The organism is Arthrobacter sp. YAF34, from assembly GCF_052113245.1.
Taxonomy (GTDB): Bacteria; Actinomycetota; Actinomycetes; order Actinomycetales; family Micrococcaceae; genus Arthrobacter.
Window position 1 is genome coordinate 33,778 of the sequence record NZ_JBFRCV010000017.1, and the last position, 16,621, is coordinate 50,398.

15 protein-coding genes are annotated in these 16,621 nt (G+C 68.6%); 12 read left to right on the forward strand and 3 right to left on the reverse strand.

The window, feature by feature from the left end:
- Position 1: 1 nt before the first annotated feature.
- Genes AB4Y72_RS17985 through AB4Y72_RS18000 form a run of 4 tightly spaced genes read left to right on the forward strand, consistent with a single transcriptional unit; the run spans position 2 to position 4,734 of the window.
- Positions 2-286 (forward strand): F0F1 ATP synthase subunit epsilon, encoded by a 285-nt coding sequence (locus tag AB4Y72_RS17985; RefSeq protein WP_354187349.1) that lies wholly within the window; start codon positions 2-4, stop codon positions 284-286.
- A 10-nt stretch (positions 287-296) separates the two neighbouring features.
- Entirely contained in the window at positions 297-728 is a 432-nt protein-coding gene (locus tag AB4Y72_RS17990; protein WP_120954425.1) for a DUF2550 domain-containing protein, read from the forward strand.
- 5 nt (positions 729-733) lie between these two features.
- Positions 734-2,086 carry an alpha/beta hydrolase gene (locus AB4Y72_RS17995; RefSeq protein ID WP_441427502.1) on the forward strand — a complete coding sequence of 451 codons (1,353 nt, stop codon included), beginning with the start codon at positions 734-736 and terminating at the stop codon, positions 2,084-2,086.
- Positions 2,083-4,734 (forward strand): bifunctional lysylphosphatidylglycerol flippase/synthetase MprF, encoded by a 2,652-nt coding sequence (locus tag AB4Y72_RS18000; protein ID WP_441427503.1) that lies wholly within the window; start codon positions 2,083-2,085, stop codon positions 4,732-4,734. Before AB4Y72_RS17995 ends, AB4Y72_RS18000 begins: the two co-directional genes overlap by 4 nt.
- A gap of 342 nt (positions 4,735-5,076) precedes the next feature.
- Here the strand turns inward: AB4Y72_RS18000 and AB4Y72_RS18005 are convergent, their stop codons facing one another.
- Complete coding sequence (locus tag AB4Y72_RS18005; protein WP_050687909.1) at positions 5,077-5,280, reverse strand: cold-shock protein; 204 nt, start codon at positions 5,278-5,280, stop codon at positions 5,077-5,079.
- 289 nt (positions 5,281-5,569) lie between these two features.
- A complete protein-coding gene (nucS, locus tag AB4Y72_RS18010; RefSeq protein WP_441427504.1) occupies positions 5,570-6,265 on the reverse strand; it encodes an endonuclease NucS in 696 nt (231 codons plus the stop codon).
- Positions 6,266-6,319: 54 nt separating this feature from the next.
- On the opposite strand from nucS, the gene AB4Y72_RS18015 reads away from it, so the two are divergent.
- Complete coding sequence (locus AB4Y72_RS18015; RefSeq protein ID WP_441427505.1) at positions 6,320-6,700, forward strand: ATP/GTP-binding protein; 381 nt, start codon at positions 6,320-6,322, stop codon at positions 6,698-6,700.
- Between the two features lie 23 nt (positions 6,701-6,723).
- Positions 6,724-7,521, forward strand: a complete 798-nt coding sequence (locus AB4Y72_RS18020) for an alpha/beta hydrolase (protein ID WP_441427506.1) — start codon at positions 6,724-6,726, stop codon at positions 7,519-7,521.
- A 107-nt stretch (positions 7,522-7,628) separates the two neighbouring features.
- Here AB4Y72_RS18020 and AB4Y72_RS18025 read toward each other — a convergent pair whose 3' ends face one another.
- Positions 7,629-8,816 carry an AI-2E family transporter gene (locus tag AB4Y72_RS18025; protein WP_441427533.1) on the reverse strand — a complete coding sequence of 396 codons (1,188 nt, stop codon included), beginning with the start codon at positions 8,814-8,816 and terminating at the stop codon, positions 7,629-7,631.
- Positions 8,817-9,137: 321 nt separating this feature from the next.
- On the opposite strand from AB4Y72_RS18025, the gene AB4Y72_RS18030 reads away from it, so the two are divergent.
- The 6 genes from AB4Y72_RS18030 (at position 9,138) to nagB (ending at position 16,575) form a co-directional block, all read left to right on the forward strand.
- On the forward strand, positions 9,138-11,072 hold the full coding sequence (locus AB4Y72_RS18030; RefSeq protein ID WP_441427507.1) for a hypothetical protein: 1,935 nt from the start codon (positions 9,138-9,140) through the stop codon (positions 11,070-11,072).
- A gap of 56 nt (positions 11,073-11,128) precedes the next feature.
- The gene (locus tag AB4Y72_RS18035) at positions 11,129-12,121 is read left to right on the forward strand and encodes a co-chaperone YbbN (RefSeq protein WP_441427508.1); all 993 of its coding nucleotides are present in this window, start codon (positions 11,129-11,131) and stop codon (positions 12,119-12,121) included.
- Positions 12,121-13,221: an NADH:flavin oxidoreductase/NADH oxidase gene (locus AB4Y72_RS18040; protein ID WP_441427509.1), complete on the forward strand. Its 1,101-nt coding sequence runs from the start codon at positions 12,121-12,123 to the stop codon at positions 13,219-13,221. Before AB4Y72_RS18035 ends, AB4Y72_RS18040 begins: the two co-directional genes overlap by 1 nt.
- Positions 13,222-13,367: 146 nt before the next feature.
- A complete protein-coding gene (locus AB4Y72_RS18045) occupies positions 13,368-14,180 on the forward strand; it encodes an ABC transporter ATP-binding protein (protein ID WP_441427510.1) in 813 nt (270 codons plus the stop codon).
- On the forward strand, positions 14,162-15,733 hold the full coding sequence (locus tag AB4Y72_RS18050; protein ID WP_441427511.1) for a transporter: 1,572 nt from the start codon (positions 14,162-14,164) through the stop codon (positions 15,731-15,733). Before AB4Y72_RS18045 ends, AB4Y72_RS18050 begins: the two co-directional genes overlap by 19 nt.
- A gap of 59 nt (positions 15,734-15,792) precedes the next feature.
- Complete coding sequence (nagB, locus tag AB4Y72_RS18055; protein ID WP_441427512.1) at positions 15,793-16,575, forward strand: glucosamine-6-phosphate deaminase; 783 nt, start codon at positions 15,793-15,795, stop codon at positions 16,573-16,575.
- Positions 16,576-16,621: the final 46 nt, after the last annotated feature.

Sequence of the window (16,621 nt, forward strand, 5' to 3'; positions counted from 1 at the left end):
TATGGCTGAGCTTGAGGTTGAGATTGTCGCAGCGGATCACTTCGTGTGGTCCGGAGCGGCCAAGATGGTCAAGGCCCGCACCAGCGATGGTGAAATCGGAATCCTGCCCGGCCACTCGCCCCTGCTGGCGATTCTGGCCGAAGGTGAACTGGCTATTGAGCCGGTGTCCGGTGACCGCATCTCCGTAGCTGTCGACAGCGGATTCTTCTCCGTCGACAACAACCGGGTGGTCATTGTTGCTGACAACGCCCAAATGGGCGACGCGGCTACTGCGGGGATCCGCTAGCACGACCTTGATGAACGATATCGGTTTGCCGTTCATCCTCCTGGCAACGGCGTTTGCGTTGCTGGTCTTTGCACTGTGCCTTTCGGGGGTGCGCCGCTTCAATCTGCGGCGCGCCCTCGGCACGGTGGACGCCTCCATCTGCACGGCTGGAAAGAGCTGGCAGATGGGGGTTTGTCGTTATCAGGACAACGACCTTGAGTGGTTCCGCCTGGTCTCACTCAGCGTCCGTCCCAAGCACACCTTCCGGCGCAGTTCCCTGGAGCTGCTCGGCCGGCGCAAGCCCACGGAATCCGAGCTTCTCAAAGTCCAGCCTGACGCCGTGATCGTGGAGCTCCGCTACGAGGGGCAGCCGGTCCTTCTTGCGATGCGCTTTGACGCCTACACGGGACTGTCGTCCTGGCTGGAGGCCGGACCCGTCATCGGCGTCGGCACCTGGCGCTAGCGCCGGTGGACTTCATCGATGGACTCCGCCTGGTCGACGGCCCGGTGGTCTGGACGGCGTGGGCGGCCGCTGCAGCGGGCCTGGCCTACCTCCTCTGGCACGCCGCCTTCCGGCGCAACGGCCGGCGGCGCCCGCCCGGTCAGGCCGTCGTCATCGTGGCCGCCGTGGCCCTGCTCGCCGCGGCGCTCGTCGCTGCCGTCCACTGGTTCCTGGTCTACGGGATCTCAGTCCTCGCGGACGAGTTGCCGGGGGAGACCCTCGCCTGGTCCGTCCCCGCTGTCGGCGCCCTTCTCCTGTGGGTAAAGTTCCTCTACGGCCTCCGGGGAGGCCGAAAGAACCGGACTGCCCTGGTAGGCCCTGCCGCCACTGCCACGGCCGCTTTCCTGGCCGTTCTGGCGCTTTCCGCCGTGCAGATCAACATCTACTTTGGCCTGAACCACACCGTCGGTGACCTCACGGGAACGGCCGTGGCCCGGATCAAGCCGCTCGATGCCGGCCTGACGCGCGCGGCCCGTGGCCAGGCGGCCACCGAACTCGCCCGGTGGCACGGACCCGCAGCGCTTCCCGACGGCGTCATCCGCAAGGCCGTCATCCCCGGCACGGTCTCCGGATTCCAAAGCCGGGCCGCCTACGTCTACCTTCCGCCGGCCTACCGGAGTTCACCCCGGCCCGCGCTGCCGGTGCTCGTCCTGTTTTCCGGCCAGCCCGGGGGTCCCGCGGATTGGCTGGTCGGCGGCGCGCTGCGGAGCCGGCTGGACCGGTTCGCCGCGGGGCACGCCGGGGTGGCTCCGGTGACGGTCGTGGTCGATCCCAACGGCTCGTCGTCGGCCAACTCGCTGTGCATGGACAGCAGGATTGCCCGGGCGGACACCTTCCTGGCCCGGGACGTGCCCGCCTGGATCAACCGCACGCTTGACGTCGATCCGGACCCGCGGCACTGGGCCGTGGGAGGGTTCTCCTTCGGAGCCACTTGCGCCATGCAGATGGTGACCAGGCATCCGGACGTTTACGGCGCGGCACTGGCGTTCTCGAGCGAGAGGGAACCGTCCCTCGCGAAGGAGCGCCGGAAGACCATCCAGGCCTCCTTCGGCGGCGACGCCGCGGCCTTCGACCGGTTGACGCCGCTGAGCCTCATGGCGGAGAACCGCTTCGACGGCCATGGAGTCTACTTTGCGGCCGGGGACCTCGATCCGAAATTTACCGGATACATGGACGTTCTCTCTGCCGCGGCACGGCAGGCCGGATTCACGGTCGAGAAACACCGGATCGCCAATGCCGGACACTCGTGGGCCACCGCGGCCAACGGCCTGCCCGGTGGCCTGGACTTCCTGGCCCGGCGCTGGGCGATCCCGGCATGAGCCAGACGACCACCACCCCCACGCGCACATCCCCTCCGGAGCCCGCGGGACCTTCCTGGCTGGGCGTCTGGCAGCTGGGCTCGCGGCGGGCGCTGGCGCACTTCCGTGCCGTACCGTTCACCCTGGCGGTCCTCGCGGCCTTCCTGCTCATCGGTGCCCTGACCGGCAGCTTCCTGTCCGGGCCGCCGCACGCCCTGCTCCCCATCGCCTCCGTCAGCGCCCCGGGGCTGAGGGCCGGCCAGTGGTGGTCGCTGTTCACGTCCCTGTTCTTCGCCACGAACCCGCTGGCCTACCTCGCGGCCTCGCTCATGATCCTGTTGCTCCTGGGCCTCGCCGAACGGCACCTGGGCTCGCTGCGGACGGCCGCGTTCTTCTTCGCAGCCCAGTTCGCGGCCGTGACGTTGTTCCTGCTCATCACCCAGGTGGCCCGTTATCTCGGCGACGGCTGGCTCGGGCTCATGGTCAATGCCCGGCTGATCGGTCCTTACGCCGCCGTCCTCGCGGTGGCCCTCGCCGCCAGCGGATTACTGCCCACGCTGTGGCAGCGGCGCCTGCGGACCGCCGGGTTGTCAGCCGCCCTGCTGCTGGTGCTCTACCTGGGGCATCCGGAGACGGTGGTGGGGCTGGCCGGCGCCCTGGCCGGCCTGGCGGCCGGCTGGTGGATCCAGGGTGACCGGGGGACCCTGCACCGGCACCGTTCCACTGGCCGTGAGACGCGCAACCTGCTGGCCCTCACGGTTGCCATCTTTGCGGTGGGGCCCATTCTCACGGCCGTTGTCAGCACACCCACCGGGCCTCTTGCCTTGTTGCGCGATGTCGTGCTCAATCCGCTGCCCACGCTGAGCCAGTTGGAGGCAAACTGCGGCGGAACCGTTGACGCCGGCTGCCTGGAGGCCGGCCGGGCCGGGTTCGCCGGTCCGGTGGGTCTCGCGCTGGCAGTCGTCCCGGTGATCTTGCTGTTGATCTGTGCGGACGGCATGCGCCAGGGCCGCCGTCTGGCGCTGCGGATCGCCATGATCGTCCAGCTGGGGGTGACGGCCCTGGCTGCTGTGTACCTCGCCCTGTTCGCCCGGATTCCGCATGGTTCCTACCGGCACACGGCCGTGATGGGATCCGGCTTCGTCCACGTCCTCCCGCTGGTGGCCGTTCCGCTGCTGCTGGTCGTGCTGCTCTGGCTTAACCGGCGGCAGTTCCGGGTGGAGACGACCAGGCGGGCCCGGGGGATCCTGGGTGTTGTAGTGGGCGGCACGTGGCTCGGGCTGGCTGGCGCCTACACGGTGGCGTGGCTGGCGGCCGGCGGGGTGGAGCGCGACCGCGGGCCCCTGGGCCTCGTGGCGGAACTCGCCCGGCAGTACCTGCCGTTGCCCCTTCCGGGCGCCTACAGCCGGCTCTTCCAGAACCGCAACGCAGTAGAGGCGTTCCTGTTTGACTCCTCCGGCATCATCTTCTGGGGCGTTGCCCTGGCCGCGGTCTGGCTGGTCCTGCGGCGGCGGCTGCACGGCACCGGGCTGAACAGTACCGACCTCGGCTCCGAAGACCGGGACACGGCCCGCGAGCTCATCCGGCAGGGCGGTGACTCCCTGTCGTGGATGGCGCTGTGGGAACCGAACAGGTTCTGGTTCACACCGGACCGGCACGGCGGGGTGGCCTACCAGCAGCACGGCAACGTGGCCCTGACGCTGGCCGGACCGTTCGGAGCAGCCGCCCGCCACGAGGAGACCGCGGCAGGCTTCATGCGCTACTGTGCCGAGAACGCCCTGATTCCCTGCTTCTACTCGTGCACCGACGAACTCTGGCCGATGCTGCGGGCGCGCGGGTTCCGCCGTGTGGCGGTGGCCCAGGAAACCCGGCTCGCCGTTCGCGAACTGGAGTTCAAGGGCAAGGAATGGCAAAACGTGCGCACCGCCCTGAACCGCGCCGCCAAGACCGGGGTCCGTGCCGTGTGGGGGCGCTACAGCGAGTTCCCGGCCCCGCTGCGGACCCAGCTCAGCGAAGTCTCCGAGGAGTGGGCGGCTCAAAAACATATACCGGAAATGGGCTTCACGCTCGGCGGCATCGACGAGCTCGACGACGACGAGGTGCTGTGCTGCTTGGCCGTGGAGGCCACCGGCCGGGTGCAGGGGGTCACGAGCTGGCTGCCGGTCTACGAGAGCGGCCGGCTGGTGAGCTGGACGCTGGACTTCATGCGGCGGCGCGGGGATGCCTTTCCGGGCGTCATGGAGTTCCTCATCGCCTCGGCCGTGCGGGAGCTCAAGGGCAGCGTCGAGGTCATTTCGCTTTCCGGCTCGCCGCTGGCCAAGGACCGCGGAGCCGGGGCGGACGGGCGCGGCGATCTTCCGGGCAATGCGGAGGGCGGCGGCCAAACGGGCGGCGGTGAAACGGTCGGCAGGGAAGCGGGCGGCAACGACGAGGGACCGGAAGGGCTGGCCGGGATCCTTGACGTGGTGGGCCGGGCACTGGAACCCGTCTACGGGTTCCGCTCGCTGGCGACCTTCAAGTCCCGCTTCAAACCCGAGTACCGCACCCTATACCTGTATTACCAGGATCCCCTGCAGTTGCCTGCGATGGGCCGCGCACTGAGCCGGGCGTACCTTCCCGGATTGTCCGTCCGGCAGAGCGCACGCCTGTTGCGCACCTTGGTGCGTTAGCCGCCACCTCTACGGGAAATTGCGGAGCCCGCCAGAAAACGCATCCGTCCGGGTCAACCGCATCCGTCCGGCCCTGGAATGTGGATGGTCAATGTTCCGCGTCCCTAAAGAAGGCAGTGTTCCCAAAAGGCGGCGTCCGAAAAGGCAGCGTCCGAAAAGGCAGTGCCCCAAAAGGGCCGTTCGCACATGGCTATATGCCAAAAACACAAGGGGCTGCAGTGCCGGCCCCAAAAGAGTGCGGGCCCGGAACTATCCGGCACAACAATGCAAAAAAATGATCCCCGGCACGAGGCCGGGGATCATTCATTGCGGGAATGCCTTTCGGCAGTTCCCCGCCGGAGACTAGACCAGCGTCACGCCGGTAGCCTGGGGGCCCTTGGCGCCCTGGCCGATCTCGAACTGAACGCGCTGGTTCTCATCGAGGGTCTTGAAGCCGCCGGTCTGGATCTCGGAGTAGTGAACGAAGACATCGCCGTCAGCGTCATCCGGAGTGATGAAGCCGAAGCCCTTTTCTGCGTTGAACCACTTGACAGTTCCCTGTGCCATTTGTTTCTCCTCATTATGGATCTTGAATAAGTCCGGCGCACTTCACACCGCACTTGGTCACTCCGCGAGAAGAACCGTGGCTTCGGATCCGGATGCCCGGATCTTGGCGGCAGGAGCTTCACGCTCGCAACATGTCTTGCGAGCATGAAAAAACACCTACACAAAGACTCGTATAAGAATTTCATGACACGTGCGTCAGGTCAACGGGATCACCAGAGAAATGCATAAATTTTGTGCAAAGAACTGCTGAACGCCATGCGGCGCCCGCACAGCGCGCCGCGGCGGGCGCTCAGAAGAGCCGGGATTCGCTGTCGTCAACGCCGCGCATGGCATCGTAGTCCAGGGTCACGCAGTCAATTCCGCGGTCCTTGGCGAGCACCTTGGCCTGCGGTTTGATCTGCTGGGCGGCGAAGATTCCGCGGACCGGGGCCAGCAGGGGATCGCGGTTGAGCAGTTCCAGGTACCGGGTGAGCTGTTCGACGCCGTCGATGTCGCCCCGCCGCTTGAGTTCAATGGCCACGGTGGCGCCATCAGCGTCCCGGGCCAGGATGTCCACGGGGCCGATCGCTGTGAAGTACTCCCGGCGGATCAGTGAGAAGCCGGTGCCGAGAAGTTCGATCTGCGCGGCCAGGAGGCGCTGGAGGTCGGCCTCGACGCCGTCCTTGATCAGCCCGGGGTCTTGGCCCAGCTCGTGGGATGTGTCATGGATTTGCTCATGAATGTTGATGATGAGCCGGTCATCGGTCTTGGCGGACTGGACCGTCCACTGCTCGATGACCCCGACCTCAACGTCGACCTCATCGGGGCTGGAGACCCGCAGGGACGCAGGAGGACTCATCCAGTTCAGCGGTTTGTAGGACCCGCCATCGGAATGGACCAGGACCGAACCGTCGGCCTTCACCAGCAAGAGCCTGGTGGCCAGCGGCAGGTGGGCTTTGAGGCGGCCGACGTAATCAACGGAGCAGCGGGCTATGACTAAACGCACCCGGTCCACTCTACCGTCTGCGGAATGGTCGCGGGCCTGGGGCAGAATGGAAGCATGCCCCGTTCCAACCGCCCCCGCCGCCCAGCGTCAGGAAAAGCAGCGTCGGCAAACTCAGGCTCCGGCCGGTCAGCCAAGCCCGGAGCTAGACCCGGTGGCAAATACGGCCCGACGCCGGAACTTGACCTGGAGCGCGCCCGCACAGGGATCGCCCGCCGCGAGAGCGCGCCCGACGGCGAATGGATGGTCCGCTCCATCACCGCGAGCCGTGCCGAGAAGACGTACATCTGCCCCGGTTGCTCCACCGCCGTCCTGCCGGGAATCGCCCACTTGGTGGTCTGGTCCGAGGACCACCTCTTTGGTGCCGCGGCAGGTCTCGCCGAGCGCCGCCACTGGCACAGCAACTGCTGGACCACCCGGACTTACCGGTACCGCTGACTGCTTTCGCTAAGGTTGACTGCATGACTTTTGATCCCGCGTCGTACGTCTTCACCCAGCCGTCCGAGCCAACCGCCATCCGCGCCTCCACCGTCCTCCCGGCCCGCCGCGAGAACGTCGAACTCCGCACCTCGGACGGTCACCGGCTGGTGGGCGAACTGGCACTCCCGGAATCCGGCGAGATCAAGGCAACGCTCATCACGCTGCACCCGCTGCCGACGCACGGCGGCTTCATGGATTCGCACGTCTACCGCAAGGCCTCCTACCGGCTGCCGGCCCTCGCCGGGATCGCCGTGCTGCGTTTCAACACCCGGGGCACGTCCTCGCCGCGCGGAACCAGCGGGGGAGCCTTCGAGGAAGGCGTCGGCGAGCGGCTCGACGTCGAGGCTGCAGTGCGCTTCGCTGTGGACCGGGGCCTTCCGAACCGGTGGCTGGTGGGCTGGTCCTTCGGCACCGAGCTTGCCCTCATGTACGGCGCCACGGAGCCCGTAGCCTCGGAGATCGAAGGGGCAGTGCTGCTCTCGCCCCCGTTGCACCGGGCCACGGACGTGCATCTCAAGGAATGGGCCGAGACGGCCAAGCCGCTGAAGGTCCTGGTCCCCGAGCACGACGATTACCTGCAGCCGGCGGCCGCCGCGGCGAGGTTCGCCGCCGTTCCGCAGGCGCAGGTGGTGGGGGTCGACGGCGCCAAGCACCTGTGGGTGGGGGAGAAATACGCCGGGCGGGTGCTCAACGAGATCGTGGACGAGGTCATCCCCGGCAGCGCCGGAACCGCGCTGCCGCTGGAGTGGGACGGTCCGGTCGCCACGGCGCATTCCTGACCCCCATCCGGAAAACCGCGCCGAAAGAGGGCAGCCGCACCGTGGATCCACGGTGCGGCTGCCCTCTTTAAGCGCGTTTAAGTGCGGAAATTCGGTGCGGAAACCGGTTAGCGGCTGTCCTGGCGGGCGATGAAGATCTCCTTGACCAGGAGCAGGATCGCAGCGGCGGTGGGGATGGCGATCAAGGCTCCCAGCACGCCGAGCAGGCTGCCGCCGGCGATCACCGAAATGACGGCGACGGCCCCGGGGACCGCGACCGCCTTCTGCATGATCCGCGGGGAGATGAAGTACGCCTCGAACTGGAGGTAGGCGAAGTAGCAGATGGCGAAGACGAGCGCCGTCTGCCATCCGGCGGTCAGGGCAACGAGCGTCACCAGGAACCCGGCGATCATGCCGCCCACGAGCGGGATGAACGCCAGCAGGGCCACCACGAACGCCAGCAGCGTGCCGAACGGCACTCCGATGATCGACATCACGATGAAGGCGAAGGTGGCGTTCAGCAGTGCCACGGCGGCCTGGCCGATCACGTAGTTGCCCACGGATCCGGTGATTTCCTCGGACAGGGCTGCGACCCGGGTGCGGCGCGAGCGCGGCGCGAGCCGGTAGCCCCACTTCTTCATCGAGGGAAGGGCGGCGAGGAAGTAGAGGCTGAGGACCAGCACGATCAGGGCGCCGAACAGCCCGTTCGCCACGGAGGTGCCGAAGCCGACCACGCCGCCGAAGATGCCGCTCATGGCCTCCGAGTTGTTGACGAACTTCGCGAGCTCCTGGGAGATCCGGTCCCGGACGCCGAACTGCTGGTCCACGGTCCGGAAGAAGTCCGAGTCAATGAAATTCTGGACCCATTGCGGCGACTGCTGCACCACCTGCGTTACCTGCTGCACGATCGTGGGGATCAGGGTGGCGAAAAAGGCGGCTACCGCCAGTGCCAGGGTGGCCACGGCCATGAGGATGCCGGCGGCCCGGGGGATGTTCTTGCCTTCGAGCCAGCGCACCACCGGGTCCAGGCCGAGGGTGATGAACAGGGCCGTGACGATCCACAGGAGCAGCTGTGTCGTGTTGGAGCCGATCCAATAGACCAGAAGCGCGACGCCGACGCCGACCGTGCCCATGAATCCCATGTACAGGGGATGCTGGGTGGACATCCGGGGACCGGGGCTACCGAATCGCTCGCCGATGCCGTCCTCGGCCTCCGCTCCAGCTTCGGCCTCGTGCTCGGGCGGCATCTCGAAGCGAAGCCGCGGCTGGGCTCCTGGCAAGGGCTGGCGCAGGCGCCGGGCCAGGGAAAGGAGCACACCGGCCGCGGCGAGCCGCGGGCTGGAGGCAGTTGGCTGGGGGCTGCGTTCCTGGTTGCCGGATTCCTGGGTTTGGTCCGGTCCTGCGGAGGACGAATCCGTGTGTTCAGTCACTGCGTTGAATGCCCTTAAATCTAAGCGGTGCCACCGCGGCGGCGCTGGTGTGATGATCACCGCAAACACTATCAGCAGGCTTGTCAGCTCAAGGGTAGGGCGACCGTGCGGACGCTGGCGGCGGAGGCGGACCGGGTCACCGATCTGACTCGCGGGTAACAAAATGGTTACTATTGAAGCTAAATGTCCGCTGATGATAGGTGTATTTTGCGTTTCAAGACTGCAGTCGCCCTGGTGCTGCTCGGCCTCCTGACGCTGCTGGCCGGAATTGGCCAGAAGACGTTCTGGGCTCCCCCAGAGACAATCACGGCAACGGCTCCGGCCGGTCAGGCCGCGCCGCTGACCGTTTTCAACGAAAAGCTGAGGACCCTCCACCCCGGAACCGTCACGATCAACGTCAAGGGCCAGGGCAACTTCATGCTGGCCGCCGGACGGTCGGACGACGTCGACGCGTGGGTGGCCAAGACGGCGCACAACACTGTGGCCGGCGTCTCGGACGATGGCAAGTCATTGCAGCTGATTCACACCGACGGCGATGCCACCGCGCCGTCGCCGGCCGGGTCCGATCTCTGGGTCAGCACGGAGAACGCCAGCGGTGAAATGAACTACTCCTGGAACGCTCCGGCCGACGGCGACTGGTCCCTGCTCCTCGCAACGGACGGCACCAAGCCTGCGCCGAGCACCGTCACGATGACCTTCCCGAACGATACGTCCACCCCTTGGGCCATTCCGTTGATGGTGCTGGGGGGACTCCTGATCATCGCGGGTGGGGCGCTGCTCGTCTTCAAGCCCTCGTCCGGCGGCCGGGGCTCAGGCAATCGGGGCTCAGGCACCCGCAGCGGAGGAGGCGGCAGCTCGTTCGCTCGCCGCGCGCAGGCAAAGGCCGGGGCCCGCCGCGCCGGCCGGCCATCGGAGGACCCGGCCGCCGGGGCAACGCAGCCCACCGCAACCGGGACCACCGCAACAGAGCCGGCCGCGCCGGAGAATACTGCACCGCAGCCGGCCGCGCCGGATGATGGTGCCCCGGAACAGAAAAAAACTGCACCGGAACAGAAGAAGTGGGGCGCAGGTACGCTGCGCCGTTCCAGCGTGGTCGTAGCGGTGCTGACGGCAGCAGCCGTCACGGGGACCACAGTGGCGGCCCAGGCCGCGCAGACTGCCCAGACCCCGTCGCCGTCGCCGAGCGCCACTGCCTCCAGCAGCGCCACGGCCTCCACCAGCACGACTGCGGGCAGTTCCGCCGCGGACCCGGCGCCCGATGCCCCGGTGCTGCTGGACGCCCAGTTCCGCCGCATCTTGGAACAGGTCGCCAGTGCGGTCAACGCCGGTGACGCGGCGAAGGACGCCGCCAAGCTTGCGCCGCGAGTGGCGCAGTCCGAGCTTGAGGTTCGCACGCAGAATTACAAGATCCGGTCACGGGTCGGCTCCTACGAGACCCGCATGCCGGTGCGCTCCACCCAGCTGCTGACCACCGTAGTCACCAACAAGCGCAGCTGGCCGCGCTCGGTCATGGCCGTGACGCAGGGTGACGGCAACGTCGTTCCGCAGCTCTTGACCCTGACCCAGGCTTCCCCGCGGGAGAACTACAAGCTCATCAGCAGCACGCCGCTGCAGCCGGGGGCGACGTTCCCGGCGATCGGGCGGGCCGGCACCGAAACGCTGGCCTCCGCGGACAAGTCCGGACTGCTCTACAGCGGCGACGAAGCGCTCGCCGGCCTGGGCGACCGTCTGACCAAGGCGGACTCGGCCTTCAAGGACAAGCTGGTCGAGGGCAAGTCCTCCCCGTACATCGCGGACACCCTCGCCTATCAGGCCGACGTCGTCAAGTCGGGCGTCAATGGTAATTTCTCCTTCACGCACAAGGTGGCCCCGGGGAACACGGTGGTGTTCCGAACTGCCGACGGCGGCGCGCTGGTCCTGGGCCGGCTGAACTTCGCCTTCGACGGCACCCCGAAGGCCTCGGGCGACAAGCTCACGATCGGCGACGACGCGGCCGCCCTGGCCGGCGGCAAGGAGACCAGCACGGGCATGGTGCTGAACTTCGCCGAGTCCGTGGCCGTCTACGTTCCGCCCGCCGGGTCCAAGGATCCAATGAAGCTGGTGGCTGCCACCCGCGGCCTGGTGGGGGCTTCTTTCAAGTAGCCGTCGCCGCCGGCCCGGGTGGCGCCGGGCCGGCCTTCAATGGCTAGAGTGGAGCTATGACAACGCCAGCTTCCCGACCGGTCCCGCCAGTTGCCGCCAGCCCGCTGAACCTGCGCGGCGCCGTCGATCTGTCCGCCTTGAAACAACGGCCGGCGCCGTCCGCGGCCGGCCCCGCCGCCCCGGGCGCCCCCGCCGCACCAGGACGCGGCGGCCACGACACCGCCCGCCCGCTGCGCGTGGACGTGACCGAAGGCAACTTCCAGGAGCTCGTGGAGCTCTCGGCCCAGGTGCCCGTGGTGATTGCCCTCTGGGCCTCCTACTCGCCGGGCTCCGGCCAGCTGGTGGACGTCCTCGAAAATGTCGTCGAGAGCTACGACGGCCAGCTGGTCCTCGGGGCCGCGGACATCGACGTTTTCCCGCAGCTTGCCCAGGCCTTCCAGGTCGAGGCCGTGCCGACGGCCGTCGCCGTGGTCAAGGGCCAGCCCGTCCCGCTCTTCCAGGGCGGGGCGGAGGAACAGCAAATACGCTCCCTGTTCGATGAACTCCTCAAGGTCGCGGCCGCCAACGGCGTGACCGGACGGATCGGAGCCGGCGGCCCCGGCAGCGGGGAACCGGAGGCACCGCCGCTGCCGCCGCTCCACCAGGCGGCGTTCGACGCGATTGAGGCGGGCGATTACGGCGCCGCCGCCGCAGCCTACCGGCAGGCCCTGAACGAGATGCCCAGCGACGCCGAGGCCAAGGCCGGGCTGGCGCAGGTGGAACTCATGGACCGTTTGCAGTCCCTCTCCGGGCCCGAATCCGATGCCCTCCGCCGGCTCGCGGCCGATGAGCCGGACAACCTCGATGCCCAGCTCGGTGTCGCGGACCTGGACATCGCCGGCGGCCACATCGAGGACGGCCTGGGCCGGATCGTGGCGTTCATTGGCCGCAACTTCGGCCCGGAACGGGAGACCGCCCGGGTCCGGCTGCTGGAGCTGTTCGACGTCGTGGGCACCGGTGACGAACGCGTCGCCAAGGCGCGGCAGGGCCTCGCGCGGGTGCTCTTCTAGTGGGATCCGCGCTCTTCACGCCGCTGGAGCTGAGGTCGCTGCGGCTGCAGCACCGCGGCTGGGTGTCCCCGATGTGCCAGTACAGCTGCGAGCCCGAGACGGGCGAGGGAGTGCCCACCGACTGGCACCTCATGCACCTGGGTTCCTTCGCCACCGGGGGAGCGGCCCTCATCCTCACCGAGGCCAACTCGGTGAACGCGGCGGGCAGGATCAGCCCCCGCGACGCCGGCATCTACAACGATGACCAGGCCGAGGCTTGGGAACGCATCACCGCCTTCGTGCACCGCCACGGCACGGCGGAGACCAAGATCGGCACCCAGCTGGCGCACGCCGGCCGGAAAGCATCCTCCTACTGGCCGTTTTCGGGCAAGAGCGGCAGCGTGCCGGCGGCCGAGGGCGGCTGGGACACCGTGGGTCCCGGCACGGGCGCCTTCGACGGCTACGCGCCGCCGTCGGCCATGACGGAAGCACAGATCAACGGCGTGATCGCCGATTTCGCCGCCGCCGCAGTGCGGGCCGTCGAGGCCGGATTCGACACGATCGAACTCCACGGCGCCCACGGTTACCTGCTGCACCAGTTCCAGAGCCCGCTGGTCAACGACCGCACCGACCGCTGGGGCGGCGACGAGGCGGGGCGGAACCGGCTGACGCTTGCCGTGGTGGATGCCGTCCGCGCCGTCATCCCCGATTCCATGCCTCTGCTGCTACGGATCTCGGCCTCCGACTGGGCGCCGGGCGGGATCGACGCCGAGGCCTCCGTCCGGATGGCAAGCGCCGCCGCGGAGCACGGGGTGGACCTGGTGGACGTTTCTTCCGGCGGGGCCGTTGCCCACCAGCAGATTCCGATCGGCCCGGGCTACCAGACCGGGTTCTCCGCCCGGATCCGGCGCGAAACCGGGATCAAAACCGGCACGGTGGGGCTGCTGACCTCGGCCGGACAGGCCGAGCACGCCGTGGCCACCGGCCAGGCCGACGGCGTTTTTATCGCCCGGGCCGCACTCCGGGATCCGCACTGGTGGCTGCGGGCAGCCTTCGAGCTCGGCCACGATCTGGCGTGGCCGCCGCAATACGAGCGCGCCGTACCCCGGCATTCGTTCTAGGGCGGCGGTCCGCACGGCCCGCCGGCCCCGGGCCGGGAGATACCGGTTCCGGGGCAGGTGCGGGGCGAAAACGAGTGAAAACGGGTGAAAAAGAGTACGCCTTGCGGACTACGCTTTTCCGGCTCCGGGCCGGTTAGTCTAGCGTCATGACTTCCCAACACCCTGGCCCGCAGGGACAGCCAGCCCCGCTCGCCTCTGCCCCGCAGGTACCTGCCCTGGCCCTGCTCGGCCTCGCCAAGCGCTTCGGTGAAAAAATCGCCGTCGACGGCATCAGCCTGGAGGTCCCGGCAGGATCCTTCTACGGGGTGGTCGGCCCCAACGGCGCAGGCAAGACCACCACGCTGTCCATGGCGACGGGCCTGCTGCGCCCCGATTTCGGCACCGCGCTGGTCCACGGCGTCGATGTCTGGCAGCATCCGTTGGAGGCCAAGAAGCTGATGGGCATCCTGCCCGACGGCGTCCGGCTTTTCGACCGCCTGAGCGGCGAGCAGCTCGTGACGTACGCCGGCCTGCTGCGCGGAATGGACCGGGACCTCGTGGCCTCACGCGTCGCGGAGCTGCTCGCCGCGCTGGACCTGGGCAACGACGCCGGCACGCTGGTGGTGGATTACTCCGCCGGGATGGGCAAGAAGATCGCGCTCGCCTCGGCGCTGATCCATGCGCCGCGGCTTCTGGTCCTGGACGAGCCGTTCGAGTCCGTGGACCCCGTCTCCGCGGCGAACATCCGCGACATCCTGGACCGCTACGTCGCCTCCGGCGGGACGGTCATTGTCTCCAGCCACGTCATGGACCTGGTCCAGCGCATGTGCGACCACGTCGCCGTCGTCGCCGGCGGCAGGGTCCTGGCGGCCGGCACGGTGGAGGACGTCCGCGCCGGGGCAAGCCTGGAAGACCGCTTTGTGCAGCTGGTGGGCGGCCGGAACCACACGGAAGGGCTGGAATGGTTGCGCACCTTCTGAGGCTGAAGCTGACCCTGCTGCGCAACAGTCTCCGGCGCAGCCCCTGGCAGCTGGTGGGAATCGGCATCGGCGCCCTGTACGCCCTGGGCATTGTCGGCCTTTGTGTTGCCGGGCTGCTGTTCCTCCGCAGCCAGGAGATCGACCTCGCCCAGACCGTGGTGGTCTTGGGCGGCGCGGCAGCTCTCCTGGGCTGGGCGATCATCCCGGTGGCGGTCTCCGCCGCCGACATGACCCTGGACCCGGCCCGCTTCGCCACCTTCGCCGTGCCCCTGCCGCAGCTGCTGGCAGGGCTGGCCCTGGGCGGGCTGATCGGCATCCCGGGGCTGGCCACCACGCTCGTCGCCCTCGCCACCGTGGGGACGTGGTCCCGCAGCGCGCCCGCTGCGGCCGGCGCGCTCGTGGGTGCCGTGCTGGGGGTGCTGAGCTGCGTGGTGCTGTCCAAGGTGGTGACCACCGCAACGGCCGGCCTGGCAAGCTCCCGGCGCTTCAAGGACATCAGCGCCGTCGCCTTCCTCATCCCGCTCGTCCTCATGGGCCCCATCCTGGCAGGCATCGCGAAGGGCATCTCCGGCTCGGGCGATTTCCCGTCCGACCTGGCCCGGACCTTGTCCTGGACACCGGCCGGGGCCGCCTTCGCGCTCGGCGGCGAGGTCGCGGCGGGAAACTACGCGGCAGCGGCCGCGAAGTTCCTCATCGCGGCGGCCACCCTGGCCGGGCTCGCCCTGGCCTGGAAGGTGCTCCTGCAGCGGGCCCTAGTGAACCCGCCCTACGCCGGAACGTCCAAACGGCGGACCGGCGGGCCGGGCCTGTTCCGCGTCTTCCCTGCCACGCCCGCCGCGGCCGTCGCGGCGAGGTCGCTGTACTACTGGCTGCGCGATCCCCGCTACGCCGGCGCGCTCGTGGTGGTTCCGCTCCTGCCCGTGCTGTTCCTGTTCCAGGGCAGCCAGAGTGGGTTCTACGGCCCCTTCCAGTTCGTGGGACCGCTGACGGCCTTCCTGCTGGCATGGTCCATCTCGACGGACGTCTCCTACGACAGCACCGCGTTCGCCCTGCATGTGGCCGCCGGCGTGCGCGGCGCCGACGACCGGCTTGGCCGGGCGGCAGCATGCCTGAGCTTCGCGTTGCCCGTGGTGCTCATCTTCAGCATTGGACCCTTCTTCGTCACAGGGGCGTGGGACAAGCTGCCCGCGGTCCTGGGACTCTCGCTCGGCGTCCTCTTCAGCGGGCTCGGCCTGGCCTCCGTGATCTCGGCGCGCTACACCGTCAGCGTCCCGTTGCCGGGAGACAGCCCCTTCAAGAAACCCCCGGGGAACGTGGCCCAGACCCTCGCCGTGCAGTTCGGCGGCATGGCGGTCCTCATGGTCCTCGTGGCGCCCGAAGCGGCGCTGGTGGCCGCGCAGTTCATCACCGGAAGCCCCGTGCCGGGCTGGATCACCCTGGTTCTCGGACCAATCCTGGGCCTTGCGCTCTTTGCGGCCGGTGTCCGGACCGGCGGAGCCTGGCTGGACCGGCGGGCGCCCGAGCTGCTGGCACAACTGGCCGTGAACCGCTGACGGGTGCATGCTGGGAGTGCCCCTCCCCGAACACCAGGTAAGCCAGTAAAGGCAGGATCATGGAAGTTGTCATCCTTCCCGGCAGCAAACAGATCGCATCGCTGGCAGCGGATGCGGTGGAGGCCCTTCTTCGCCGCAAGCCCGACGCCGTCCTGGGCCTGGCGACCGGTTCCACCCCGCTGCCGATCTACACCGAGCTGGCCCTGCGGCACGAGCGCGACGGCCTGGATTTCAGCCAGGCCCGGGCGTTCGCGCTGGACGAGTACGTGGGACTCCAGGCGGGCCATCCCCAGTCCTACCGCGAGGTGATCGCGCGCGAATTCACGGCGCGGGTGAACGTCAGCCCGGCCAACGTCCACGTGCCCGACGGCGCGGCGACGGACATCCCCGCGGCCTGCCAGCGGTATGAAGACAGCATCTGCGACGCCGGGGGAGTGGACCTGCAGCTGCTCGGCGTCGGAACGGACGGCCACATCGGGTTCAACGAGCCCGGCTCTTCCCTGGCTTCCCGGACCCGGATCAAGACCCTGATTGAGCAGACACGCCGGGACAACGCACGGTTTTTCGGCAGCCTGGCCGAGGTGCCCCACCACGTCCTGACCCAGGGCCTGGGCACCATCCTGGACGCCCGCCACGTCCTGCTGGTCGCCACGGGCGCGCAGAAGGCCCAAGCCGTGCGGGACCTCGCCGAGGGGCCGGTCGCCGCCATCTGCCCCGCCTCCGTGCTGCAGTTGCACCGGCATGCCAGCATCCTGGTCGACGAGGCGGCGGCGTCCTCACTCCGGCTGGCCGATTACTACCGCCACAGCTACGACCACAAACCCGCCTGGCAGGGCCTTTAGGTGCCGCTTTCGAACCTTCCGCAGGACCGCCGTCCTGATCCGGCAG